The following is a 25754-nucleotide window of genomic DNA, read 5'->3' on the forward strand; positions in this document are numbered from 1 at the left end:
GATTAAGCGCTTATTTTCACTCAAGCTGTTGCCGATTGCTGTCATTTAATCAACAATCAGCGCTACCGTCTTACAGGAGACAATCGATTCATGGGTAAATTTAGTGCTGTTATTGTCATCATATTGTTTACATTCAACTCGCATTCGGCCTTTGCCCAGTGGCACCAAAAGAGTTTTCATGTCATGGGTACCCTCGCCCACGTTGAATTTTGGCTAGACGATGATGCAGCTCAAGCAACGGCAGATGAACTCATAGTGGCGGTTGAACAAGAAATGCAACGCATTGATCAAACCATGAGCCCTTATATCGCCACCAGCGCAGTGAGCGTGATTAACCGAGATGCGGCCACTCGCCCTGTTATTGTTAGCCAGGAGTTGTTTGATTTACTCACCGATGCGCACGATATTGCAGAATTAACCCACGGAATGTTTGATATCACTTATGCCTCTATCGGTTATCAATACGATTACCGCAAGCATCAAAAACCCAATCAAGATGCAATCAAACAAGCGTTAACCGCCATTAATTATCAAACCGTTATCTTAGATAAAGCTAGCTTATCCGTTAAATTTACCGATGCGGATGTGAAAATTGATTTAGGCGGTATAGCCAAAGGTCATGCGGTTAAAAACTGTATCGCCATTCTTAAAAAAGCCGGTATTGAACATGCACTTATTAGCGCTGGCGGTGACACCACACTGCTAGGCGATCGTATCGGTCGCCCGTGGTTTGTGGGCATTAAACACCCTCGCGCCGAAGACAAAACTGCGGTGCAGTTACCTCTGAGTAATGAATCGATATCCACATCAGGCGACTATGAGCGTTACTTCATCGAAGACGGCGTGCGTTATCATCACATCATTAATCCCAAAACCGGCGACTCCGCCCGCAATGTGGTGAGCGTATCGATTATTGGTAAAAACCCAACTTACGTCGATGCCCTCTCCACCGCCATTTTTGTGATGGGATTACAACAAGGTATGGCGTTAATCAATGAGTTACCAGATTACGAAGCCATCATTATCGACAACCAACAAACCTTGCATGTATCAACTGGGTTACAACAAGATTGATGATTAACAATCTTCTCGTCGTGGTGGAAAGCATTATGATGTTGCCAACATCATAATGACTTTTACAAAACCGATATCGGTCAGCTCACGGATTAGGATAGGAATAGCCTAATACGTATGAGTGTTTCAATTAACTGGCGCAGTGGTGCGAATTTAAATAACGGCCTGCATGACTGTTAAGTTTGCCTTTTATAAGCATCAGGGCAGTAAAATCGCTTCTAGCGGTAAATAAGTCACATCAAAAACAACAATAAGAGTGAGAATGCTGTACAGAAAACTGAGGCCAAAAAGCCATCGGTGAGCAGAGTATTATCTTGACTCACCGGGAGCGTCCATATGGCCATGTCACAGTGTGAACACTCATGCGGTGCCCCTAGATATTTAGCCCATTCAACACGTTGTTATATTGTAATAATTCTCGCTAAGTTGATTCAGATCACATTGCCTTTTTTTCTAATCATTACACTGATTAATATACTCCCAAGAAAGCATTGGGCTATTTATTAAAGAAAAGGTCACCAGCCTTAATAGAGATAATGCAACCCAATCGAGGTGTGCTATATGGTATCTACACCACAAAAATCTAGCACAAATCAAAAAAATGATATTCGTGAAACACTGGGGCTCGATAAGCCTTCTAAACACCACAAGAGTTTCAACAAATATTTTTGGTTCACAGGGATAATAGTGGTTATCGCTATTTTGTCATGGCAATTTTTAGCCAATGGTCAGTCTCAAACCACACAATACAAAACGACTAACGTGAGTAAAGGTTCATTAAATATTACGGTTACGGCTACGGGGACATTACAACCGGTCAATCAAGTTGAAGTAGGATCTGAAATTTCTGGAACCATTAAAACGGTATTAGTTGATTTCAATGATTATGTAGAAAAAGACCAGATACTTGCTCGCATGAACACCGATCAATTAGAAGCTAAAGTTAGCCAAGCAAGGGCATCACTTGATTCAGCAAAAGCTCAAGTTAAGCAAATAGAAGCCACCATTGTAGAAACTCAAAAAGCCTTAACTCGTTATCGTCAATTAGTTAAAAAAGACTTGTATTCAATACAAGAATTAGACGTGTCGCAAGCATCATATGACCGAGCAGTCGCTAACCTTGCCAGTGCTAAAGCGTTGGTCGCTCAATCACAAGCAGCACTGAATGCTGAATTAACCACTTTGGCAAAAGCGACCATACATTCTCCCATTGATGGCATAGTATTAATTCGTGATGTTGAGCCAGGGCAAACTATGGCCGCGTCGTTCCAAACCCCTGTGATGTTTACTCTCGCCGAAAACCTCACTCAAATGGAATTACACGTAGATGTAGATGAAGCTGATGTGGGTCAAATTAGCGTAGGTCAAAAGGCATTATTTACAGTAGATGCTTATGCAAACAGAAACTTTCCTGCAACGATAACCGACGTGCATTTTGCCTCGCAAACAATAGACGGCGTGGTGACATATGAAACCGTTTTACGCGTTGATAATTCTGATTTATTACTGCGCCCAGGAATGACGGCAACCGCAGATATTCTCGTAAAACAAATAAACGATTCATTATTGGTGCCTAATGCCGCACTACGCTTTAAACCATCAAATGAGGAGACACAATCCAGTAACAACGGCGGCTTTATGAAAAGTATCATGCCTCGACCACCCAGCATCTCCAAAACTAAAGTTGAAAGTAATGATACAGATAACCTTCAACAGCACGTGTGGACACTTCGTGATAATCAACCTATCGCGATTAATGTTACAACGGGATCAACCAATGGTATCAATACCGAAATAATCAGCGGTGACCTTAAAGCCGATATGCCATTGATCATCGATACAATCGGTACTAAAAGTGAGTAATGCTATCGTCAGTCATCAGTCCCCTCTCATTGAGTTAAGAGAAGTATATAAGGTATACGGAACTGGCCAAGCTAAAATGCAAGCTTTAGCAGGAGTCAATTTAACCATTAATCGTGGTGATTTTATTGCCGTGATGGATTCCAGTGGCTCAGGTAAATCGACCTGTATGAATGTATTAGGTTGCCTAGATACTCCAACATCAGGTCAATATCTGTTTGATGGAATAGATGTCGGCACATTAAGTCGCGATCAATTAGCACTTTTAAGACGCAATTACCTTGGGTTTATCTTTCAGGGATTCAACTTACTCAATAGAACATCCGCATTAGAAAATGTCGAATTACCGTTAATCTATCGAGGTTTGCCTGCAGGCGAGCGCAGTGAGCGAGCATTAAATGCATTAAATGTCGTGGGGTTGAGTGGTTGGGCTCATCACACGCCAGGTGAATTGTCTGGTGGTCAACAGCAACGCGTGGCGATTGCACGAGCAATTGTGACTCAACCAGCGGTATTATTAGCAGACGAACCAACCGGTAATCTAGATTCTTCCCGTAGCCGAGAAATCATGGAGTTATTAAGTTCATTTAATAGTGAGCTGGATATTACGGTTGTTATGGTCACTCACGAGCCTGACATGGCCGCCTTTGCCAAACGACAGATCCACTTCCTCGATGGGCAGGTTGTCAGAGATGATGACAACGGAGGAGCTCACTAATGTTATGGAATGCGGTGTTACTGGCTATGCGAGAAATACGCCGTAATCTTATGCGCTCATTCCTCACTGTGTTAGGTATTGTTATCGGTGTTGCTGCGGTGATCATTATGGTCACCATTGGTGGCGGCGCAACCTTACAGGTGACAGAACAAGTCGCTAGTCTTGGCAGTAATCTGTTATTAGTCTCACCGGGACAGAGAATGGGGATGGGACAACGATCATCGGCATCAGCATTTCGTTTGGCTGATGCAGAGGCTATTGCTCGAGAGATTAACAATATCAATGCAGTCGCTCCCTCTTCATCGCAAGGTGCTACCGTGGTATACGGTAATGAAAACTGGAGCACCAGTATTATGGGCTCCACCAACCAGTTTTTTGTGGCTGGTAACTGGATTTTTGAATCTGGACGCGCATTTACCCAAAGTGAATTACGCGCGGGTAAAGCCATATGCGTTATCGGCGAAAGCGTTCGTAAAGAATTGTTTGGTAGTCAAAATCCTTTAGGTCAAAAAATTCGATTAGAAAAATTTTCATGTGAAATAATCGGGCTATTGAATGCAAAAGGACAGTCTACCATGGGGACGGATCAAGACGACTTAGTAGTGATACCCCTGCGAACTTTTCAGCGACGTTTATCCGGTAATCAAGATATTAAACTCATTCAAATTTCAGTTAACGATGGCCAGTCAACACAAAAAGTAAAACAAGCTATCGGCGAATTATTGCGTGAACGGCGCCATATCGCGACTAATGAAGAAGACGACTTTACCGTAATGGATATGAAAGAAATATCTAACATGTTAAGCGGTATCACAAAAGTATTAACTACGTTATTGGGTGCTGTGGCAGCAGTGAGTTTATTGGTAGGCGGCATTGGTATTATGAATATCATGTTGGTATCAGTCACCGAACGCACGCGGGAAATTGGTATTCGTCTTGCTATTGGTGCCATGGAGCGGGAAGTACTGTTACAGTTTTTGGTCGAAGCGGTAATGTTGTCATCATTAGGCGGCATTATTGGGATTATACTGGCATTAATTGGATCGGTTACGCTGGCAAACTTAATGGGAGTTCCCTTTGTATTTAATCTAATCATTGTCGCCATATCTTTTTTATTTTCAGCCGCTGTAGGCGTTATTTTTGGCTACTTCCCTGCTCGTAAGGCCGCACAACTCGATCCTATAGAAGCCTTACGCCATGAATAGACTTTTTAAAATATAGCCTATACAAACGACTGTGTTGGTACTGAAAACAATACCACCCATTTCTTTAACAAATAACATAACTCGTTTTCATGACTTTGGCGAGGGTTACGATCGATGTGAACAACTCATCAATTTTTATCGATATGGTTAAAATATTATCGTTAAATTAGTATTATTTGAAGTGGGTGGCTATGTATTATTATTATGAATATGCCCATCGACTTTAGCCTGGTATAACTTACCGTAACCCACATTGGTATCATACACCCAGGTTCGCGTTTGTTGACCTGTTTGACTCGTTTGACGACCCAGCCAACAATCTTGGGTATCTTAATTATTTTTTCTAAGTTTCCGAAAAGTGCGTGTACTTTTTCAATAAAGGATTGCTAGATATCTTTCGTTGGGAGTGCCTATCTATTACAAGAAGGCCACCTTACGCTGTTGACTATCAAATAGGTTATTTACATGTTGCTGTGCAACACTAAACGCTTTGTCACTCAAATAATTAAGAGGGTAAAAACCCTTAATCGCTCCGTTAGCTATATCCTTAGGCTGCACTAGCCACTTAGTTTCTTCATTGGCAATCGAAGTAGAAGCACCTCCGAACAGTCCTTTTTTCACTCTATCTTCAGTTACTGGTAAATAATCATCACACAAAAATCTGCTATACCCGTATGTCACATTGCCAGTATCAGACAAATCACTGAACAATTGAATTTCCTTTTTCAGCCCTTCATCAAAGCTTGTCAGGGCGGTAAATTCAAATACTGAAAAGTCAAGCTCTAGGTAAGAAAACACCTTATTAACAGCCAGTACAGTCCTACCTCTGGCATCAAAAATGTCTAAGCTCTCTAGCTCATCTAAACTTAGCTTTGCTATCTGCCGAAGCTCAGGTGTTGTATCAAGCATTTCACCATAGTTCATAGAAAATTGCGCAACTTCAAACTCACTATAATGAATAAACGGATTAATCAAGCCTCTCACATCTATCGAGTCTTTACTCGTTGCTAAAAAATATACTTTAGTAACGTTATATTTAGTTTTATTTTTGAAAAACATAATTGTTTACCAAACCACTTTTGAAGTTGAACAGCCCAATTATTCACACTTACAGAACCAGAGATACCTTCGTTTCTCATCTTATTGGCGTTTCTTTGAATCAAAAAAATTATAAAAAAATTAAGCCACCAAAAAATTAAGCCAACCATTTCTTGAACATAACCACCAAAAAATTAAATAAAAAAATTAAGCCATATATGGACGCTCCCGGTGAGTCAAGGCAATAATCTGCTCACCCAAAGCTTTTTGGCCTTAGTTTTCTATTTTATTACTTCACACTTATCGTTGCTTTTAATGTGCTCATTTACCGCTAGAAGCGGTTGTACTGCCATATATACGGGCTTAACAGTAAGCACTGCGCCCCTAATGAAATCCGTACCATTGCGCCTTTAATTGTAAAACACCTATGCGGATTAGGTTTACCCTATCCTTGGCCTATTCGGGCTAGCACTGGTTGGACTGAGCCATTTCTTCATCGTTAACAACAACCTTGGTGAGTATTTAAAGTGCTATCTTGCGGCTCTTATCACCCAATCGGGTTATTTACCCTTGGCCAGACCGAGCTCTGCAAGATAGCGACAACAGTATTAACAGGTACCATGATTGACTCCTTGGTGCGCAGAGTATTGCGGAGCATAAGGCACTTGTTTTTGCAATAAAATCCACATCAGTCTGGCGAGTCGATGAGCGGTAGCAACGACAGTTGTGCAGATGCTTTTTCGGCTTCTTAACTGCGTTATCCAACGGTTTAAATCATCTTGCTTTTTACTCGCATGACTGACGACGGTTCTGGCGCCATGAATAAGCTGTTTACGTAAGTAGCAGTCGCCTCGTTTGGTAATACTGCCATTGACACTCTTGTTGCCTGAGGCGAATTGTTGTGGGGTTAATCCTAGCCAGACCGCCAGCTCTTTAGGGGTATTGAAAGCTTGGCCAGCGCCAATGGAAGCGGCAAACACTGAAGCGATAATAGAGTACAACACCTGGAATACTTAATAGGATTTTGCCATTAGGGTCTTGCTCGACCATTTGTTTTATCAGGCGGTTAATTCGCTCTAATCGGGTACTCACAGTTTGATACTCATCCCAGAAATCATTGGCCATTAACTTGATGATAGGCCGCCGTGACTCATCGTTAATGATATCCCACATGGCTCGCTCAAACGCACTGTGACCTTGCGGAAAACAAATACCGAAATCCACTAACACCCCACGAATTTGATTGGTGCAGGCGGTTCTTTGTTTTACCAAGCGCTCTCTGATGCGGTGCAGCATGAGTATCTCTTGCTGGGCTTCAGTTTTGATCGGCACGAAGCGAATGTTGAGCACTAAAACTGGCTTCATAAATCGCCATGGCATCATTTTTATCGTTCTTGCTGCCACGTACAAAGGGCGTGACATGTTGGGCGGGAATGAGCTTAACGTTATGCCCCATGGCAATAAACTTACGGCTTCAATAATGGGAAGAATAACACGCCTCAAAGACCACATCACAGGCAGGCTGCTGCGACATAAACTCGCTCAACTGAGCGCGATTTAAGCGCTTGCTGAACACTTGCTTGGCGTGTTTATCCATCCCCAACACTTGAAAAACATTTTTTGCTAAATCAATCGAAATAGTGCTAACTTTCATGGTGGACGCTCCTTAAGTAACTGTATGGTTCAACATCAGTTTGGCGCATTGACGCCGTATTAGGGAGCGTCCATCTCATCACCCATTATTTATAAAAGTAACTTAACTCTTTTTTATGGCTTTGGCGAGGGTTACGATCGATGTACTCAACTCATCAACCTTTATCTAAATCTAAATAACTAAAATATTATCGTTAAATGAGTGGTTTATTCATCATTTGCAGAATTCAACACAGCAGAGGACCTTGATATCAATCAAGCATAAGAAGAATTGTAATTTGATTGGGGATGATGACTTAAGCGCACAACCAACGCTGACAATTTGCCGCGCCTTGTCGTCGTTTTCGCTCTAGATGTTCGCAATAGTCAGTTAATGCGGGTAAAGCTCCGACAGCGCCTTTAAATAACGCACCAAATTCAGTGGTGATTTTAAGCCAATTCTCTGCAGGGATGTTTAATCTATTCAGTATGTCCTGACGACTTGAACTAATGGCACCACGCTTATCTTCTCTAATAATCCGACCGGTATCTTCAACCAGTACAATGTAGTCTTTCACGCTGAACATGAGCCCGTTAGGCATATTGAGTCGCTCATTACCCACAAACGGTAATAGCTCAGGTGGTTGCTCGCCTTTCATTGCTGAATTGATACGGCGCTGAATACTGGTGTAATCTGAGGTTTCTGGGGTTGTTGCCATTTTGGCGCGGATAGGGTTTAAATCAACATAAGCCATACAGGCTAAAACTGCGACTTCATCAAGCAAAGCCTGAGACTTAAAGCGTCCTTCCCAGAAGCGACCTGTACATTTATCTTCTTTGTTGGCCATTCTGGCGATGGGCTCACTGAGTGAACGCATAAACCAACTGATATCAATTAAGCGCTTACGGTATTCAGTAATGCATTCATTAACCGTTTGAAGCTCAAATGAGTTAAGGTCTTCTTTCAGGTATTTGTGTGTGAGTAACGTGCCCTTAAAGCCTTTGTGCCATTGAATGAGCACTTCTTTATCTGACCACTGTTTTGCTTTATCAGCATCGACTTTTATAACCACATGTAAGTGATTACTCATCACGGCATAAGCACAGATATCAATGGCAAAGATAGTCGCTAATTCTAGAATCCGGGAGTCGACCCACTCACGCCGATGCTCAAAGTTCTCACCAGTAGATTTATCGATTCCACATAAGAATGCCTTGCGCACTACACGAGAACAGCAGTGATAGTAAGGCGTATCTTCTAGGCTCACGATTGTCTGTCTTGGTCTGGCCATCTTTAATTACCCATTCTAGAAACGTAAATAAAGGGTAGTCGAGTGTTTATTATTTAACCAGCTGGAGTGGGTGGCTATGTATTCTTTCGGAATACAGTAAGCGTTAAGTAATAAGTATCAGAAAAAAGCAGGATTATATTCACTGAGAGATGGATGGATCGCAGTTCATTATCCTAACCAGAAAGCTAGTTAGGTGTTCTAAATGAACTGCCCTGTGCGGAGCCGCATGCAGGGTGGGGTGGGCGCTGGGGACTAGATACCTCCGGCTACCCAATTATATTTACTTTATACTTACAAAAGGTAATTGAGAAAAGCTTTTACCGTCCAATATTGTATCGTTAGCTTCAAACGATATGTTTATTATTTTACTCTCGACGAGACTAACTGCTACATATTTATAGCTTTCATAACCAATAGGAGCACCGGTCACTTTATAGATATAGTTATTACAACCACTATCATTTGACGCATAAAAAGAATTCACAATAATATTTTCATGGAGCTGGCTAAGAGTTGCAGTATAACCAGCTATTCTTTCTGCTATCTCATCTTCTTTAATGCCATGAGAACGTAAATTATTAACTAGGTATTTAATATTGAACCTAGCAATGGGGTTCATAGGCTTTTTTAAGTCAAAAATAAAGTTTAGGTAAACGTCTGAGTTAGTCGCATCACAAGGTTCAGCTTTGACCTCAATGGGTAAAGAAAGAATAAAGAAAAATATAATTGAAAATTTCACCAAGCCTCCTTGTAAATATAACGCCCGCCTCTAGGGAATCCCTAGATAACTCTTTTAAATTTCAAAATAGTAGACAAGCATGGTGCTATTTGATCCAAGAGGGAACAGCCGTTGGTTTCCTCTTGGTCTGGTGTTGGCGAAGCGCCACGACGTTGGTGCCCGCAGGCTATAGCCTAAACACATTCACTACACTATCGGTTGAAACGCGGTTAGCGAGTCGAGCATAGTGGCATTGCCTAATCCTTGCCCTGGTGCGACAGAGGTAAATTGACCTTGCTCGCCGTGTAATGCCATGTAATTAAGCAGTACGGTTTCAACCTAACAGAAAACCATGCAACAGAAAACCATGCCACCCATTTCTTTATTTATTATTTAACCAGCTGGAGTGGGTGGCCATGTACGGTCGAGAACCTAATTCTAGTATGTTGGTTTTTCTAAAATACACATTCATCATGGGCAACTAACTTTTCAATAACGGGCGCAGGCACGTGGGGCATAATGGCGAAGCCGCCCCGCGTGTATGCGTCCCAGCGAACGCAGTGAGTGAGATTATTGAGTTGTTATATCGCTACTCACCAATATTTCTTCGTATCAATATAATGCTTCATGTTAGAAAATATGTAAGCTAGAAGGAAAAATGCCGGCGTGGCAATTACGTCGGGGTTTATGAACCAAGTTAGTAGGCCCAAAAGCACCGTCATCATTTCTAACATAATAATTTGCTTTCTTGCTTTTACTCCCCAAAACGAAAACCTGACCCATAACGGCTCTTTGTTCCATTCATAAGATGTTTTGTCTATCACGATAATTTCCTCTTGAAGTTTAGAAATGTCAATTTCAAACACAGAGGCAAGGGCTTTAAGAGATTCTATGCTGGCCTTGTTTCCACTTTCTATTCGTTGAATAGTTCTCGTACTCAAACCGCTTAACGTGGCAAGTTGTTCTTGTGACCAGTTTCGTTTTTCTCTAAGACGTTTGACTATCATTTGGGCTCCTTACCAATGCGAGAGGAAACTATCCATGTTTTAATCGATTGTCGGTTACGAAATTCACACGACAGTGGGACGACAGGCGATGTTTACAGCGATATAACAGCTTATTAAAGGCCAAATAAATTTAAAGTAGGCCGCTTAAGTTATTGATTAGTATCATCCTACATTTGCTATATTATTGAAGTAAAGCAATTAATTATGTCTAACAGGCAAAAACAAACCATGCTTGCACGTAAAGTAGAATTTGCCTTCACTTTACAAAAAACTAAAGATAACAAAAAAAAATTAAGCAAAAAAAAATTAAGCCACCCATTACTTAAATAAATGACATAACTCGTTTTCATGGCTTTGGCGAGGGTTACGAACGATGTGATCAACTCATCAATTTTTATCGATATAGCTAAAATATTATCGTTAAATTAGTGGTTTATTCATCATTTGCAGAATTCAACACAGCAGAGGACCTTGATATCAATCAAGCATAAGAAGAATTGTAATTTGATTGGGGATGATGACTTAAGCGCACAACCAACGTTGACAATTTGATACGCCTTGTCGTCGTTTTCGGTCTAAATGCTCACAATATTCGGTTAATGCGGGTAATGCTCCTACAGCACCTTTAAATAACGCACCAAATTCAGTGGTGATTTTAAGCCAATTCTCTGCTGGGATGTTTAATCTATTCAGTATGTCCTGACTACTTGAACTAATGGCACCACGCTTATCTTCTCGAATAATCCGACCGGTATCTTCAACCAATACTATGTAGTCTTTCACGCTGAACATGAGCCCGTTAGGCATATTGAGTCGCTCATTACCCACAAACGGTAATAGCTCAGATGGTTGCTCGCCTTTCATTGCTGAATTGATACGGCGCTGAATACTGGTGTAATCTGAGGTTTCTGGGGTTGCGGCCATCTTGGCTCTGACAGGGTTTAAATCGACATAAGCCATACAGGCTAAAACTGCGGCTTCATCAAGCAAAGCCTGAGATTTAAACCTGCCTTCCCAGAATCTTCCGGTACATTTATCTTCTTTGTTGGCCATTCTGGCTATAGGCTCACTGAGTGAGCGCATAAACCAACTGATATCAATTAAGCGCTTACGGTATTCAGTAATGCATTCATTAACCGTTTGAAGCTCAAACTGGTTAAGGTCTTCTTCTTTTAGGTATTTATGCGTAAGCAACGTGCCCTTAAAGCCTTTGTGCCATTGAATGAGCACTTCTTTATCTGACCACTTTTTTGCTTTATCAGCATCGACTTTTATAACCACATGTAAGTGATTGCTCATCACGGCATAAGCACAGATATCAATGGCAAAGATAGTCGCTAATTCTAGAATCCGGGAGTCGACCCACTCGCGCCGATGCTCAAAGTTCTCACCTGTTGAATTATCTATTCCACATAAGAATGCCTTACGCACCACTCGGGAACAGCAGTGGTAGTAAGGCGTATCTTCCAGGCTAACGATTGTCTGTCTTGGTCTGGCCATCTTTAATTACCCATTCTAGAAACGTAAATAAAGGGTAGTCGAGTGTTTATTATTTCACCAGCTGGAGTGGGTGGCTATTTATTCTGCTAATATAACAAAGGGCATACTCGAATGTGCCAGGCAAAATTTGCTCTGAAAAATTGATGGGAATGAATTTACTTTGGCAGGATAAGTCAGGCTTGTAGTTGGCCATAACAATTTACTGTAGGTGAATAATATCTATTAGATCACAGGCATCGACACACCGCAAGCTCAAAAAACAACCAATTTGTTTTTTAGTAAATAGACGTTAAAAACGTCTATTTTGGAGAAATTCTACAGCCTCAACGCCTCGTTAAGCGGATAAAAATGGTTGGCTATAATCGCGAAGCGATGGCCGACTTTAGTTTTTCTGATTTGAGCGCCTTGTTGAACGAAGCCGCTCTGCGGCAGAAAAGATAAAGCCCATCTTTCTCACCATCATAAATACTTACTAGACCCTGCCTACCTTGGCATTATCTAGGAGTATCACCATGGAAACTCATGAACAACAACGCTTTGATTTTCTTTATGAACAACATCTTACCAATTTAACTCTGCAAGGCAAGCGCCCTGCTACCATCGATGCGTACGGTCGCGCAGTTAGGCGCATTAGTGCTTATTTTGACTGTTGCCCTGATAACCTTTCAACCGATGATTTGAAGCGTTATTTTGCTGATTTAATTGCCTCTCACTCCTGGAGTACCGTAAAACTCGACCGTAATGGATTACAGTTTTTCTACCGGTATGTCCTTAATCAATCTTGGGAGTGGCTCAACATTGTTAAGCCGCCGCAGGTCAAACGCCTACCGGATATTCTAACCCCTGCCGAAGTCTCAATCGTCATTAGCCTCACCCATAAGCTGCGATATCAAGTGTGCTTTTTAACCTTATACAGTATGGGGTTGCGCCTCGGTGAAGCAATTTCATTGCAGGTTGGCGATATCGATTCAGCGTTGATGCAGGTGCATATTCGTGACGCCAAAGGCGGCAAGGATAGGTTAGTACCTTTACCGCAACGCACATTGTTAGCGCTGCGGTATTACTGGCAAACCCATCGCCATCCTCGGCATGTATTTCCCGGTAAAGACGGTAAACCAGACTCGCTGATGGATCGCGGCGGTATTCAAAAGGCCATGAAAAAAGTGATTTCTGAGTGCAACATTCACAAATCTATCAGTCCACATAATTTACGTCACAGCTATGCGACTCATTTGCTAGAGCAAGGGTTAGATTTACGCTCAGTACAGCACTTGCTCGGTCACAACAGCCTAAACACCACAGCAAGGTATACACGTCTCACTCAAATTACCCGTAAGAACACGGCCTTGTCGGTTAACCAGCTCACTAATAATTTGGTGTTGAAGTGGGAGTGTGACATATGAAGTTTATCGATATTTTACGTGACCATCTTGATGTGTTTAATCAAGCTTATGATGGCCAAATAACAACATCAATGCGCCATGCCATTAATGCCATGCTGAGCTGTCGCGCTCACACCCAAAGAGCTAGCCACTGGGCTTGTCAGGGGTGCACTCATACAGCAGATTTCCCGCTGTCATGTGGTCATCGCAGTTGTCCTCAATGTCAGTACAACACCACGGCAGATTGGTTAGCGAAGCAACAGGCTAAACTGTTACCTGTCGATTACTTTATGGTGACACTTACTTTGCCATATGAACTGCGTGTGGTGGCTAAATATCAACCGGAAGCACTCTATCCAGCCATGTTTTCAGTGGCTGCCAGTGTGCTCAAAGACTTTGCGCTTAACTCTCCAAAACTGGCCGGTGATATTGGTTTCACTGGCGTGCTGCATACTCACAGCCGGCGGCGAGATTTACATCCGCATATTCACTTTATTATTCCAGCGGGCAGTTTCAACAAAACCCAACAACACTGGAAAAAGAATAAGGGCAAATACCTGTTCAACGCTTTCAATTTAGCTAAAGTGTGGCGCGCACGTTTGCTGGAACAGTTGGCAAAACTGAATCTCAAACTGCCAACCTCACTGCCGAAAAAATGGGTGGTTGACTGCCAGCATGTGGGTAAAGGGTTGCCTGCACTGCAATATCTATCACGCTATCTTTATCGTGGTGTACTGCCTGACAAAAACATCAAAAGTGAAGCCGATGGGCTTGTCAGTTTTAAGTATAAAGACAGTCAAACTCAGTCTACAAAAGTACGAACCTTACCCGCCACAGAATTTCTCTGGTTGATGCTCCAGCATGTGTTGCCTAAAGGGTTACGACGAGTGAGAGACTATGGATTACTCAGAGGCAATGCCAAAAAACTCAGGCTACAAATACAACTGATGCTGGCGGTTGCTGGGGCTGTATTTCCAATCATTCCCGAGATAAAGCGCAGATTAGCAACGCGCCGTTGCCCCTGTTGTCTGCAACCAATGCGCTTTATGGGCATAGTGAAACGACCGACAAACTTAATACCCTGAACTTATGTTGAAAATGATAATAAGGATAATGGCTTAACTGAATACCGTGGAGGGTTAATTTAAGATACTGAAATATAGTGAGTTAACTAATTAGCAAGGAGGCTAAGGGAACTGGCTGTCTACTGAAAAGTAGCTAGCTAACAATCACATCAAACAGCGCGTTTTCTCGAGCTGTTAATTACATAATAAAGAGTCACATCTCACGTATTCGGGCTTGTTCAACACTTGGGATAAGGACGCGGCTTCGCGCGGCCTATCCTTATTAGTTAGGCATTTTTTATCATAAGTTTAGAGAATTTATTATATGAGTCACTCATAATCGCATGTGGCAAAGGATGTAAAACTCTTGTCTGCGAAACGAATTGATCATGAAACTCTCGGTTCTTTGAAATATATACTGATGACACACCGTCAGTGAATTGATCACCCGTGATATCAATAATATAGTTTTCATATTCTAACCATGCGTGTGATGACTCACCTCTTTGGCCAGAAACAGATTCAATATTTCGAACGCCCTTAGAAATGAGATATTTACTCAGCATGTCGGTAGTACAACCACATGCGCCATTAGGAAAACGGTCAAAGAATGTTTTTCCAATGTAGCTTCCATTTTCAACTAAGACTTCACGTGCTTTTTCAACGATTCCGCGGATACTTTCAATGTTCATATATACTCCGTGAATGCCTAACAGCTTATTGAAGGGCAAATGAAAATTAAAGTTGCCCTTTAACTTATTGATTATTAACATCCTACATTTGCTATCTTATTGAAGTAAAGCAATTAATTGTGCCTAACAGACAAAAACAAACCGAGCTTGCGCGTAAAGTAGAATTTTGGCTCAGTACACTAAAAATTAAAGCCAATAAAATCAAATGATTACGGTTTTTCTATTTTTAATACGATACAACTAAAGAACGATTTTAAATCGTTTTTTAGTTGTAAATCGATGAAATCCCATTATAACTGTACATAAAAACAGTGCGTATCATATAAAAGTGTCCCAGTTGATTTTATCTTTCACTCTTTTGGCTTTTTCACATGCGCTGTATGTGGCTGTTGGGGTTAAGGGTTTCCTCCTTGCCCGAGTTTATCTCCCATCGAAATGCACCTTGGTACAGAAATGATCAAACTTTAAGATAAACGCACAGATAGCCGAGCTTACAAGGATGTACTCGCAGCGTGTCACAGAAGTGTTTGCATTTGAGGTAACTCTGCCGCATCCATGCTAGATCAATATCAACAATCCCTTTGTCTTTTGATTTTCTTACAAATAGCCAAACTACACTATCGGTTGAAACGCAGTTAACGAATCGAGCATGGTGGCATTGCCTAATCCTTGCCCTGGTGCGACAGAGGTAAATTGACCTTGCTCGCCGTGTAATGCCATGTAATTAAGCAGTACGGTTTCAACCAACAAATTCACGTTATTGGCCGACGGTGCCGACGCGGTGTCAACAGAGGCATCAGAGCGCATAAAACCAATTTGTTGTTTTTGGGTCATTTGGTCGTCATTACCGCCCATTAATTGGGGTTTACCAGACGGGTTATACACCAAAAAGAACGAGGCTCCCGTTGACGAATTATCGCCTGTCCACTCACCTTTACCGCGTCCTTCCATCGAGTCATCAATACGGCCATTACTTGAAACAGAGCCATCACTGAATACATATAACATTAACGGCATATTACGACGTGAAGCATACTCTAAACATGCGCCCATACAGCGCCCTGCTCGTAAATCACGTAACTCACCGGTTGCCCGCTCGCCAGTGTGATAATCAAACCCGCCCATGGTCACGGTACCAGCGCCAGAGAAGCCATTCACCACTAATTTCATGATGGATGCCGTTTTTTGAAACTCTGATTCTGAATCAAACTCATTAATACCAAAAATACCACCAGAGCCAACAATATCAGGGTCTAATAACGGATTTAAGGTTGAAGGATCACCAAAGCGATCTGCTAAATCAGCACTTTTCACATAGCCACAATTAACCAGATCTTTAATCACATCATCACGTGTGACCTGGGTATTCACCGCCGCCATTTTTTGCGCGCTAATACGTTGAATGCTTTCCATTACCGCCACAGCGTCACGTTGCGACAATAAACTGAATAAATCCCCCACATCCACCAAACCTGTCACGTCTGACGGACGGTCAATTTTAGTTGGCCGTTTACTTAAATCGATAAAGCTTGTGGGCGCCATTGAGTTACCGCCCGAATCTGAATTACGCGACCCCACCAACGGCATTAACGAGCCATTGGCACCCGCCGCTGCAATGGCATACATAGGGTTATGTGGGTTATTGCCGGTGTCGTTGTCTGAGCGATTTGGGATCACCGCACCATTTATGCGCGATGCCGTATCTGGAGACACTTTTTCTAAAATACCGCGTAAAAACGCCGAGTCAGAATGAAATGCTAAGCCTAAGTCAGTATTAATAAAATCAGACATACCTGCATTTGGATTAGCGATAGAGGGCGCCATATCACCGGGTAAGCCTAGCTTGTTATAACCCGCTGTAGATAGAAAATCTTGCTGACCGCCAGCACCGCCAACTAATACGTTAGAACCTGCAATATTGGCACCGCCCGCTAAATCAAAACTAATAAACGGAATTTTGCCCGCCCCCTGCACGCTAATACCACAGGAGCCCCTTAATGCCTCAAGATCTGGCGACAAAGTAGCATGAGCATTGTTAGGGTTAGCAAACATGCTAAACAAAGATAAGCCCGCAACCGCCGCACCACCTTTGTATAAACCCGTTGAAATAAACTCGCGTCGAGTCATGGGTTTACGATGATCTGCAAACAACAATGGACTGTCTGGGTGAAAATGCTTTGGTCTAGTCATTGTTGTTTCCTTGTTGTATCGGTTTTACACACTCATCGGCAGCTAATATCAATGGCGTTAACATTAGTTGCACACTGGGTAATAGGTATGTCATCAGCAGCTCCTATTGCACTAACATCACGGCACTAGCGAGTACCGCTGCACATGTCGATTTGGCAATCGTTCTTGTGCGCTCAGCATCGCAGGCACCACTGCACACCGACAAGCCGGTCACCAAACTGTCTAATTCTGCATAAACATCGCTTTGGCTAGGTTGGTTACTCAATGACAATGGCATTAATTGATTAATTAACGGGTTCAGTAAATTGCTCCTCTGAGCAGTGCTCAATGCCTCACTAGGCACAGCGGTAAAATCAACATCAGGGAACCAATTACCTCGAATTGTATTATCTTCAATTGCCGAGTCGCAGTAAGCAATCGCTAATTGGGTAATGCCCATTTGCTGCGCTGAAATAAAGGTTTCAATGTTCTCAAGGCTAGGTAATTGACGTTTAACCAGCTCATAAGTCTCAAACACCTTGGTTGATTGCTGCGCCACTCCGGTTAGCACACTCATGCTGTGATTAATTTCAGCAAAGTTACGCACACCCACTTGAGCTGACTCAGTCGTGGCAGGTACTTCTGTTGGGGTGACAAATACGCCAGGTAGCACCACATTACTGTGCTCGCCGAATTGCTCAAAGGTTAAGAAAAACTCATCCTGACTTGCGCCTTTTTCAAGTGCGATAATGGTGCCAAGTGCCGAAATAGAAAACGGCTCAGCAAGCACCTGGCCTGACGATACCGACAAATCGAGATTAACGTACGACTGACCTTGAGCGCTTTCTTTGCCGTTTATGCCAATGCGTAAGCCTTTTACTTCAAAGCTGTCGCTCACTGGCGTGCCGTCAATATTCACAATCGCAGCATTACTGAATAAATAACTGTAATTATCAAATTGGCTTACCTCAAACATCACATAAGTATTAGGTAAATCGATGAGATGACTTATTGAGAACAGTAAAAAGAACTTTTCACCAACGCCCACTTCATAATTTTGTTGCACTTGCTCAGGTGCTAAAACCCTGTTGTAAAGCGCAAGTAAGCGAACATCGCCTTGCCATACATGTTGATTAGACGCTTCACGGCCTAAAATGAGCGCAAAGCTGTCATCCCAATTTGCTAATGGGGCAATATCTTCATCCACTACATCAATCAGCTGACCGTTCACATAAATACTGCGACCATCAATGGCGTTATAGGTCATCACCACATGTTGCAAAGTCGCTTGCAGCACTTCATCAGCGTCGGGGGTACTTAATGCAGGCTCACCGTTATTATTGGATGATTCTGTACGCAACATAAAGTCATAATTATATAGTGTTTGCCCAAGAGTAAAGTTACGTGCGTCGTCGCCTGCAGAATAAGTCACAATACGGGCAGGACCTTCTTGGGTGACATTGTTTGGTGTTACCCAGGCTTCAACCGAAAACTCACCTGTAGCGGTAATTAAATCGTGTAACTTTTTACTATTGGCGGTACTAGCTTGCGCTTTACCATCAATAAATGACAACCCCCAGCTGCCTAACCATTCTACATCACCCGTTAAGGTTAAATTTGCCGCAGGAGAAATACCCGAGGTGTCATAAGCAATGGTGCCCTCGCCGGTTTTGAATTGGTATAGCGCAATCACGTCAGTTTCAAAACGGCCACCGCTTGATGCAGTAATACCGTCCGTTAACCGCAACGATTTAGACACCACCATATCAGGTGAGATTTCATCAAGTTCAATGCCGTCGCTTAATGCAGTAATCGCATCGCGCATTTCAATACTGTCGTCTAAACAGTTATTCCAACAGTTATGAAACTCAGAGCCTAAGCGCACCACTAATCGTGATTGTGCTGGGGTATCTAAATTGATCACCCCTTTTGCGGCTTCATACGCTTGTTCGATATCATTGCTGGCAAAAAAGGGCGACTGTGCAGCTGGCACACCTTCGTTATGGCAAGAGACACAATGTTGATACACAACCGGATACACATGCTGGCTGAATAAGCTGCTGTCATCTGGGTAGTTTTTGCTTGAGCCAGGGTCTCTTATAACCGGTGCGGTTAGCTCAATAGTATTGGCTGTGCTCACTCGGTCATCAGCCCATAACTTAATCCACTGCGTCATGGTTTCGCCACAAGCGGAGTCACTTGCCAACCAACAATTGTGCCCGCCCGCGACTTTACTGACTAAACGCGAAGCATTAGGCTCGGTTAAATCAACTAAAGGATTAGTGGCGGCATAAGCGTCGTTAACATCATTACGGCTGGCAAAATAAGGGGCTTGATTACCTTCGGTATGACAAGCACCGCACTTATCTTGGGTCGACATGTTGTCCCACAACGACGTCTTGTATTTTTGAATATCGGCCGTTGCCGCGGCAGAGCCGGTATACACATCAGATGTAGGAGTTTGCTGAGCGGGTGGATTTTCTTCAACATCGCCACCACCACAGGCACTTAAGCCAAACAGTAATGAGACAAAAACAAGGCGTTTAAACAGTAAATGCTTCATGTTTATTCTCCCATGCAGTAGTTGCCAACTTCGGCAAATACTCGCTTAAGTTGATAAGCATTCTGCTTAAATGAGGCTGTGGTTGCGCTAATTTGCGCAATATCGGCTTGGCTTTCTGCCTCACGCAAACACACTGACTTAAATACCTTTTTCACCTGGCATTGTGCAAAGGCATTGCTATTAGCCAACTCTTCTCCAAACGATTTAGCGCCACTGCCCTGGCCGGGTAAGCCGCTGTCCCAGCCTAATTTTTGATTGGCCATTCGCGCCAATAATTTTGCCAATCATCATTTGGCGTCACAAACCCATAGGGAAAACTGGTCGAGTTAATATGGTATTTAGCTTGAACGCGAGTGCCCGTGTCGGGATCGGTCTGACCGCTGGTGTTATAAGCAATTGCGCCGCTTTCCCCCGTTGGGTCCTGCTCGAGGTTAAACTCATAATTATAGTAAGCAAATGCTTGGGCTAATGGATCCATACCGCTGTGACAACTTGAGCAGTTATTAATAAACAAACGGCTGTCGCCACCAGGGCTACGGCTCACATCTTGGCGAATACGGTCAGTTGAACGAGTATTGTCTTTAAGCGGCTCTAAATCGGTACATAAATGGTTCATTAAAGTAAAGCGGAACATTGCGCGGTTAGTGCCTAAATAAAAGAACTCTTTGGCAGCGGCGCGGCTAGTTAGCACTCCTGCGGTGGCAGATGAAGGCAAACCGTTTAAACTTGATTGAGTGGTGCGTTCAAGCCCCTCTTTTAAATCAATAAATTGGTCTTCTAATGCTTGATAGTGCGCATTATCATTACGGTTGTAAGCGGGTAAATTTAAACTGTTTTTACCCACGTACACCATATCAGCTTGCAAGATTTCTCTAAAATCAACATCGTCTCTCACGGCCCCTATCACAGTGGCGGAATAGTCATTTAAGGGCGCAAAAACATCTTGGTCAATGTTAGTCCACGGTGTGGCAAATAACTTAAGTGTGGTGGAGTAAAATGCAGGGGTTTCCATGGCAAGATAGGCCGCTTCAATGGGTTTTCCATCATCCAATAACGCAGCCATACTCAGCAACGTGGCCTCAGAGGCTGCAACACCGGCAATACGGTCGTGTAATTGTTTTGCTTGCTCTAAACTGCCGGCACATACATTCACCGATAATAAGCTTAACGCCCCAAGCGTCAATAGATTAATAACATGCTTAACTGACATGATTGTTCCCAAATAAGATAATAAGCTCCGGCTTGTTACCGTACGAAGACGCTCCTTCATACTGTCTCCTTTTTCACACTGACCTCTTAGCCATAAACTTGCTCTGACGTAGATAAATGCTCGATTTTTGAACGCCAGATAATGTTTACCGACGCTATTGAACACACTTGCAGTGAGTATTTTTCAAGCAATTTTTATCATGAATGGTGCTGATTAAATCATTCAATGAGCCACATTAAAAGTTTTTATTTTGTTAATTTTTTTGACACTGCCAGCCAATTGATTGACGTCAAAAAAGTGCCTGGAGCCGTCAAAAAAAAGTGTTAAAACAATTTACATAAAAGTCTTGAAACACTGAGCCTACAAGGCAATAATGTCAAGTGCAATCAGGTTTCACTAAGATATTTACAGCAATCATTACAATAATAATAACCGTAAAGGAAAACAAATGAGGCCGACTTGGGGCTATAACATAATCGTGCTAACAGTAACCACATTGTTAATAGGATGTTACACTGAGACAGCGATAAAAGATGAACAGCCTGACCCCGTTCTTGTGGAATATCCGGTGGCTTACATCGAGCGAAACTTAACCGCTGTCGATCAATCACCTGCACAATTTGATACCCTCAACCCAGCTTATTTTAATCCTGGTGCGCAACTATTAATTAAACGAAATGCCTTTGCCGACTCTCCAGCCACTAACTTAACAACCAGCTTATTTGGTGAAGATCAGCTTATTGATATTCGCGATCTTTCCGTTTCTGACGACGGCCAACAAATGCTGATGGCGATCCGCGCTCCAGAAATTGACGATGCAGACGATGATGAGCAGCCTACATGGAACATTTGGCGTTACACAGTTGCCGATGAAACCCTAGAACGCGTTATAACTAGCGATGTGACCGCAGAGCAAGCCGATGACTTAATGCCGAGCTTTTTACCCGACGGCAGAATTGTGTTTGCCTCAACTCGCCAGCGTTTATCACGGGCTATTTTACTCGACGAAGGTAAACCGCAATACACGGCATTAGATGAAAGCCGCAACAATGAAACCTTCAACATCCACGTAATGGATCCAGACGGCAGCACCATCACACAGCTTAGCTTCAATTTAAGCCACGATTTTTATCCTTTAGTATTGCAAAGCGGTAAAATCTTATACAGCAGATGGGACCGGATGGGCGCCGACCATGGGGTAAACTTATACCGCATGAATCCCGATGGCAGCGACAATGAACTCGTGTTTGGTTGGCATTCACATCAACTCAATTTAGATGGGCAAACGGAATCAATTGATTTTGTAAAGCCACAACAATTACCTAACGGCGACATTTTGATGCTGTTAACCTCACAAGATGACAGCGTAATTCAAAAACGTCCTGTGGTCATTAATATCGATGACTATATTGATGCAGAGCAAGCCACTGCGACATCTGGTGCCGAGGGCAGTGCCATTACTGACGCTGAACTATCTGATTTTAGCTTTACATTTTCAACAGAACTGTCTCAAACAGGTCGCTTGAATCACTTATTTCCCCTCCCCGACACCAGCCAACGTTACTTAATGAGTTGGGATTTATGTCGAGTGGTAGTCAACGATGTTATTCGTGCTTGCGGCCAGTTAACCGCTGAGCAACTGGCTGATGAAAACCTGATCCAAGCTGACCCGTTATACGAATTATGGCTACTTGATAACGCCGAAAACACCCAGCAGTTAGTTGCTACAACCGCTCAAGGAACCGTGTTAACTGAGTCTGTGGTATTGCAACCAAGCTCGCAGCCTAAAACCTTTATTGCCGATAAAGTGGTCGGCAATGAACTCGACTCACAGCTTAGCCAAGCGTTAGCGGGCTCAATCCACATTCGCAGCGTGTATGACTTTGACGGTATCGACAGCACCGCCAATGCCGGTGGGATCAGTCAATTAAGTGATCCATCACAAACACCTGCAGCTAATTTACCTGCACGTTTTTTACGTATTGTTCGGGGCGTGCCCATGCCACCGGATGAGGTGCGCGACATTCCAAACACGGATTTTGGTCGCAGTAATAATCAACTCATGCGCGAGATTATTGGTTATAGCCCTATTCAACCCGATGGTTCGGTTAAAATTAAAGTACCAGCCAACGTGCCGTTAGCCATTAGCGTGTTAGATGCAGATGGCCAACGTATCGGAGGCCGCCATCGTCAATGGATAACATTAATCCCAGGTGAAACCTTAGAATGTATCGGTTGTCATACCGCCAACAGCCCATTACCTCATGGCCGATTAGACGCCCAAGCAGACAGCATTAACCCTGGCGCGACCGGCGGTTTTGCTTACCCTAATGCCAGCAACAACATCATCCCAGAGCAAGGGCAAACCATGGCCGAAGCTGATGAAATGGTCAATGGCCTTGCCGAGTTAACGGCCAGCCTGTCCTATCGAGACATTTGGACTAACCCAGTATTGTCAGACGTTAATCCAAGCATTGATTACAACTACAGCAATTTAGCCACGCCAGCCCCAACGGGCAACGAATGTTTTGATAACTGGACAGCTTATTGCCGCATACAAATCAATTATGTTGAGCACATTCAGCCACTGTGGGATCTTGCAAGGCCTGTTGTCGACACAGCAACTCAACTGATCGTTGCCGACAATACCTGTACTAGTTGCCACAATATTGTCGATGCCGACGGCGCAGCCCAGGTGCCTGCAGGGCAATTGTCATTAGTCAATGCAGCGTCTAGCGACGAACCTGCCCATTTAACCTCATACCGCGAACTGCTGTTTAACGATGTAGAGCAAGAAGAAGTGGATGGCATTTTAATCGACAGGTTAATTGAAGTGCTCGATGCCGACGGCAACGTGGTGTATCAGGTTGACAGTAATGGCGAGCTTATTCTCGACGCTGATGGTAACCCTATTCCAGTGTTAACCACGGTCAATGTGCCCGCCATTTTATCGACTAACGGCGCCAGTGCAAGCAGCACATTTTTTGAGGTGATGAACAACACCACACATCAAACTATGTTGTCGGCAGATGAGCTCAAATTGCTCAACGAATGGTTAGACATTGGCGCCCAATATTACAACACGCCATTTTACTCACAGGACTAACTAAGCACAGCGCCAACCCAATCCGTTGGCGCAATAGACTTTGCGATAGGGAATTATGCTGACTTACATACGCAACACCTGCCTGCTACTGACACTATTGTGCTTAAGCCCAATATTACAGGCTGAAGACAACCCGAGTTTACGTATCGACGTACCTTTTGTTGAGCTGCACTCAGGTGCCGAGTGCGGGCTACCCAGTGGTATCGGTTATTGAAAAAAATGAGATGGTCAGCGTATTACTTAAACGCACCTCTTGGTTAAAAGTAAAAGACAAACGTGGCATTGAAGGCTGGTTTCATGAAGATGATTTATTGGGCTTATCTCAAGACGGTCAAGCCATTAGCGCCACACAAATCACAGCGCAAGACGTGATAAACCGTCAATTTGAAGCAGGGATGATGTACGGCGATCTAGAAGAGTCCAACTTTTATAACTTGTTTGCTGGTTATGCCTTTACCCCCGTCTTTAGCGCGGAGTTATCAGCAGGTAAAGCGTTGGGGAGCATTTCAGACAGTGATGTATTTGAAGTGATGTTACTCAGCCAGCCAATGCCAGATTTACTCGTTGTGCCTTACATCGGCGTTGGCGCGGGGGTCATTAATACCGAACCTCATAGCGTGTTAGCCGACACCGAGTCACGCCGTAGCACGCTAATGAGCGCCGCGGCTGGCATTAAATACCACCTTGCCCGTAATTTTATATTACGCGCCGAATACAAACTCTCGTTAGCCTTAACCGACCGAGATGAAAATGAAGAGATCCAAACATGGAAAATAGGATTCAGCGTATTTTTTTAATGCCATTACTGACCGCCAGCACCTTGGCGTTGAGTGCATTAACCCCAAGCTCAGTTGCCTTTGCTGCTGATGATACCGCTAACACTGTTAAAGCGGATGTAGAGCGCCGCGATGTGCTTGACGACCTACTCGACACTGAAAACTTTGAAGCCGGGCTTCAGGGCGGCATCATGTCGATTGAGGATTTTGAGTCCAGCTCATGGCTTAGCGCGCATCTTGGCTATCACATCAGCGAGCATTTTTATGTTAAAGCCCGCTACGCCCAAGCTAAAGCAGGCAAAACCAGTTTTGAAAAGCTTGCCAATGCCGCGCCGCTGTTAACCGACGACGAGCGAGAGCTAACGTATTACGGCTTAAACATTGGCTATAACTTGCTGCCTGGTGAAATCTTTTTCAGTAAAGACACAGTGTTTAATAGCGTGTTTTCAGTTGAACTCGGTGGCGGTAACACCGACTTTGCCGGTGACGAACAGTTTACCGTTAACTTAACCGCCAACTATCGAGTGTTTTTAACCGACTGGATAGCATGGGACTTAAGCATGAGTGATTACCTGTTTAACACAGAGGTTACTGGCGAATCTAAAACCACACACAACTTAAGCTTTGCTACCGGCGTGTCGTTTTATTTTTAATATTTTGCTGATTTAAAATAAGTACTTATAAGAAAAACCAATAAGGAAATACAATGTTGTTCAGTCGATTTAGCGGTAAATGTCTTGTTGCCTTA

General features: G+C 43.2%; 20 protein-coding genes and 2 pseudogenes. 10 read left to right on the plus strand and 12 right to left on the minus strand.

The features are described 5' to 3' along the window. The first annotated feature begins 90 nt into the window (after positions 1-90). From N4T56_RS12635 to N4T56_RS12650, 4 genes are all read left to right on the plus strand, one after another. Positions 91-1074 (plus strand): FAD:protein FMN transferase, encoded by a 984-nt coding sequence (locus N4T56_RS12635; RefSeq protein ID WP_261733477.1) that lies wholly within the window; start codon positions 91-93, stop codon positions 1072-1074. A 561-nt stretch (positions 1075-1635) separates the two neighbouring features. Further along, entirely contained in the window at positions 1636-2937 is a 1302-nt protein-coding gene (locus N4T56_RS12640; RefSeq protein WP_261733478.1) for an efflux RND transporter periplasmic adaptor subunit, read from the plus strand. Then, complete coding sequence (locus N4T56_RS12645; protein WP_315903048.1) at positions 2930-3652, plus strand: ABC transporter ATP-binding protein; 723 nt, start codon at positions 2930-2932, stop codon at positions 3650-3652. The genes N4T56_RS12640 and N4T56_RS12645 overlap by 8 nt, the downstream gene beginning before the upstream one ends. Beyond that, the gene (locus tag N4T56_RS12650; RefSeq protein WP_261733479.1) at positions 3652-4857 is read left to right on the plus strand and encodes an ABC transporter permease; all 1206 of its coding nucleotides are present in this window, start codon (positions 3652-3654) and stop codon (positions 4855-4857) included. Before N4T56_RS12645 ends, N4T56_RS12650 begins: the two co-directional genes overlap by 1 nt. 417 nt (positions 4858-5274) lie before the next feature. Here the strand turns inward: N4T56_RS12650 and N4T56_RS12655 are convergent, their stop codons facing one another. The 7 genes and pseudogenes from N4T56_RS12655 to N4T56_RS22935 form a co-directional block, all read right to left on the minus strand. Next, positions 5275-5916 carry a hypothetical protein gene (locus N4T56_RS12655; protein ID WP_261733480.1) on the minus strand — a complete coding sequence of 214 codons (642 nt, stop codon included), beginning with the start codon at positions 5914-5916 and terminating at the stop codon, positions 5275-5277. A gap of 587 nt (positions 5917-6503) precedes the next feature. Further along, positions 6504-7549: pseudogene (locus N4T56_RS12660) on the minus strand (IS110 family transposase). 295 nt (positions 7550-7844) lie between these two features. Beyond that, entirely contained in the window at positions 7845-8819 is a 975-nt protein-coding gene (locus tag N4T56_RS12665) for a transposase (protein WP_261733481.1), read from the minus strand. 280 nt (positions 8820-9099) lie between these two features. Then, complete coding sequence (locus N4T56_RS12670; protein ID WP_261733482.1) at positions 9100-9558, minus strand: hypothetical protein; 459 nt, start codon at positions 9556-9558, stop codon at positions 9100-9102. A gap of 572 nt (positions 9559-10130) precedes the next feature. Next, positions 10131-10544 (minus strand): helix-turn-helix domain-containing protein, encoded by a 414-nt coding sequence (locus tag N4T56_RS12675; protein ID WP_261733483.1) that lies wholly within the window; start codon positions 10542-10544, stop codon positions 10131-10133. A 522-nt stretch (positions 10545-11066) separates the two neighbouring features. Then, positions 11067-12044: a transposase gene (locus tag N4T56_RS12680; RefSeq protein WP_261733484.1), complete on the minus strand. Its 978-nt coding sequence runs from the start codon at positions 12042-12044 to the stop codon at positions 11067-11069. Between the two features lie 88 nt (positions 12045-12132). Then, positions 12133-12237 (minus strand): annotated as a pseudogene (locus N4T56_RS22935) (transposase); the annotation flags it as partial. A 319-nt stretch (positions 12238-12556) separates the two neighbouring features. Here N4T56_RS22935 and N4T56_RS12685 point away from each other — a divergent pair. Then, positions 12557-13447 (plus strand): tyrosine-type recombinase/integrase, encoded by an 891-nt coding sequence (locus N4T56_RS12685; RefSeq protein WP_261733444.1) that lies wholly within the window; start codon positions 12557-12559, stop codon positions 13445-13447. Continuing rightward, positions 13444-14511, plus strand: a complete 1068-nt coding sequence (locus N4T56_RS12690; protein WP_261733485.1) for an IS91 family transposase — start codon at positions 13444-13446, stop codon at positions 14509-14511. Before N4T56_RS12685 ends, N4T56_RS12690 begins: the two co-directional genes overlap by 4 nt. A 266-nt stretch (positions 14512-14777) precedes the next feature. On the opposite strand, the gene N4T56_RS12695 is transcribed toward N4T56_RS12690, so the two are convergent. From N4T56_RS12695 to N4T56_RS12715, 5 genes are all read right to left on the minus strand, one after another. After that, positions 14778-15182: a hypothetical protein gene (locus tag N4T56_RS12695; RefSeq protein ID WP_261733486.1), complete on the minus strand. Its 405-nt coding sequence runs from the start codon at positions 15180-15182 to the stop codon at positions 14778-14780. A gap of 612 nt (positions 15183-15794) precedes the next feature. Beyond that, positions 15795-17372, minus strand: coding sequence for a general secretion pathway protein GspF (locus N4T56_RS12700; RefSeq protein WP_261733487.1), 1578 nt, complete (start codon positions 17370-17372; stop codon positions 15795-15797). Between the two features lie 103 nt (positions 17373-17475). Next, positions 17476-19914 carry a LamG domain-containing protein gene (locus N4T56_RS12705; protein WP_261733488.1) on the minus strand — a complete coding sequence of 813 codons (2439 nt, stop codon included), beginning with the start codon at positions 19912-19914 and terminating at the stop codon, positions 17476-17478. A 2-nt stretch (positions 19915-19916) separates the two neighbouring features. Then, entirely contained in the window at positions 19917-20177 is a 261-nt protein-coding gene (locus N4T56_RS12710; RefSeq protein ID WP_261733489.1) for a hypothetical protein, read from the minus strand. Beyond that, complete coding sequence (locus tag N4T56_RS12715) at positions 20159-21124, minus strand: hypothetical protein (protein ID WP_261733490.1); 966 nt, start codon at positions 21122-21124, stop codon at positions 20159-20161. Before N4T56_RS12715 ends, N4T56_RS12710 begins: the two co-directional genes overlap by 19 nt. A 568-nt stretch (positions 21125-21692) precedes the next feature. Between N4T56_RS12715 and N4T56_RS12720 the strand changes: the two genes are divergently transcribed. From N4T56_RS12720 to N4T56_RS12735, 4 genes are read left to right on the plus strand one after another with little or no spacing between them, the layout of a single operon-like run. Beyond that, entirely contained in the window at positions 21693-24230 is a 2538-nt protein-coding gene (locus N4T56_RS12720; protein WP_261733491.1) for an HzsA-related protein, read from the plus strand. A 55-nt stretch (positions 24231-24285) separates the two neighbouring features. Next, the gene (locus N4T56_RS12725) at positions 24286-24444 is read left to right on the plus strand and encodes a hypothetical protein (RefSeq protein WP_261733492.1); all 159 of its coding nucleotides are present in this window, start codon (positions 24286-24288) and stop codon (positions 24442-24444) included. After that, positions 24407-25027 (plus strand): outer membrane beta-barrel protein, encoded by a 621-nt coding sequence (locus N4T56_RS12730; protein WP_261733493.1) that lies wholly within the window; start codon positions 24407-24409, stop codon positions 25025-25027. The genes N4T56_RS12725 and N4T56_RS12730 overlap by 38 nt, the downstream gene beginning before the upstream one ends. After that, complete coding sequence (locus N4T56_RS12735; RefSeq protein ID WP_261733494.1) at positions 24997-25659, plus strand: outer membrane beta-barrel domain-containing protein; 663 nt, start codon at positions 24997-24999, stop codon at positions 25657-25659. The genes N4T56_RS12730 and N4T56_RS12735 overlap by 31 nt, the downstream gene beginning before the upstream one ends. Positions 25660-25754 lie beyond the last annotated feature (95 nt).

The sequence above is a fragment of the Shewanella phaeophyticola genome (assembly GCF_025398315.1).
GTDB classification, from domain to species: domain Bacteria; phylum Pseudomonadota; class Gammaproteobacteria; order Enterobacterales; family Shewanellaceae; genus Shewanella; species Shewanella phaeophyticola.

Coding starts and splice junctions, on each gene's coding strand:
- N4T56_RS12635 (WP_261733477.1), top strand. CDS start 91: ATGGGTAAATTTAGTGCTGTTATTGTCATCATATTGTTTACATTCAAC.
- N4T56_RS12640 (WP_261733478.1), top strand. CDS start 1,636: ATGGTATCTACACCACAAAAATCTAGCACAAATCAAAAAAATGATATT.
- N4T56_RS12650 (WP_261733479.1), top strand. CDS start 3,652: ATGTTATGGAATGCGGTGTTACTGGCTATGCGAGAAATACGCCGTAAT.
- N4T56_RS12655 (WP_261733480.1), bottom strand. CDS start 5,916: ATGTTTTTCAAAAATAAAACTAAATATAACGTTACTAAAGTATATTTT.
- N4T56_RS12665 (WP_261733481.1), bottom strand. CDS start 8,819: ATGGCCAGACCAAGACAGACAATCGTGAGCCTAGAAGATACGCCTTAC.
- N4T56_RS12675 (WP_261733483.1), bottom strand. CDS start 10,544: ATGATAGTCAAACGTCTTAGAGAAAAACGAAACTGGTCACAAGAACAA.
- N4T56_RS12680 (WP_261733484.1), bottom strand. CDS start 12,044: ATGGCCAGACCAAGACAGACAATCGTTAGCCTGGAAGATACGCCTTAC.
- N4T56_RS12685 (WP_261733444.1), top strand. CDS start 12,557: ATGGAAACTCATGAACAACAACGCTTTGATTTTCTTTATGAACAACAT.
- N4T56_RS12690 (WP_261733485.1), top strand. CDS start 13,444: ATGAAGTTTATCGATATTTTACGTGACCATCTTGATGTGTTTAATCAA.
- N4T56_RS12695 (WP_261733486.1), bottom strand. CDS start 15,182: ATGAACATTGAAAGTATCCGCGGAATCGTTGAAAAAGCACGTGAAGTC.
- N4T56_RS12700 (WP_261733487.1), bottom strand. CDS start 17,372: ATGACTAGACCAAAGCATTTTCACCCAGACAGTCCATTGTTGTTTGCA.
- N4T56_RS12705 (WP_261733488.1), bottom strand. CDS start 19,914: ATGAAGCATTTACTGTTTAAACGCCTTGTTTTTGTCTCATTACTGTTT.
- N4T56_RS12710 (WP_261733489.1), bottom strand. CDS start 20,177: ATGGCCAATCAAAAATTAGGCTGGGACAGCGGCTTACCCGGCCAGGGC.
- N4T56_RS12715 (WP_261733490.1), bottom strand. CDS start 21,124: ATGTCAGTTAAGCATGTTATTAATCTATTGACGCTTGGGGCGTTAAGC.
- N4T56_RS12725 (WP_261733492.1), top strand. CDS start 24,286: ATGCTGACTTACATACGCAACACCTGCCTGCTACTGACACTATTGTGC.
- N4T56_RS12735 (WP_261733494.1), top strand. CDS start 24,997: ATGGAAAATAGGATTCAGCGTATTTTTTTAATGCCATTACTGACCGCC.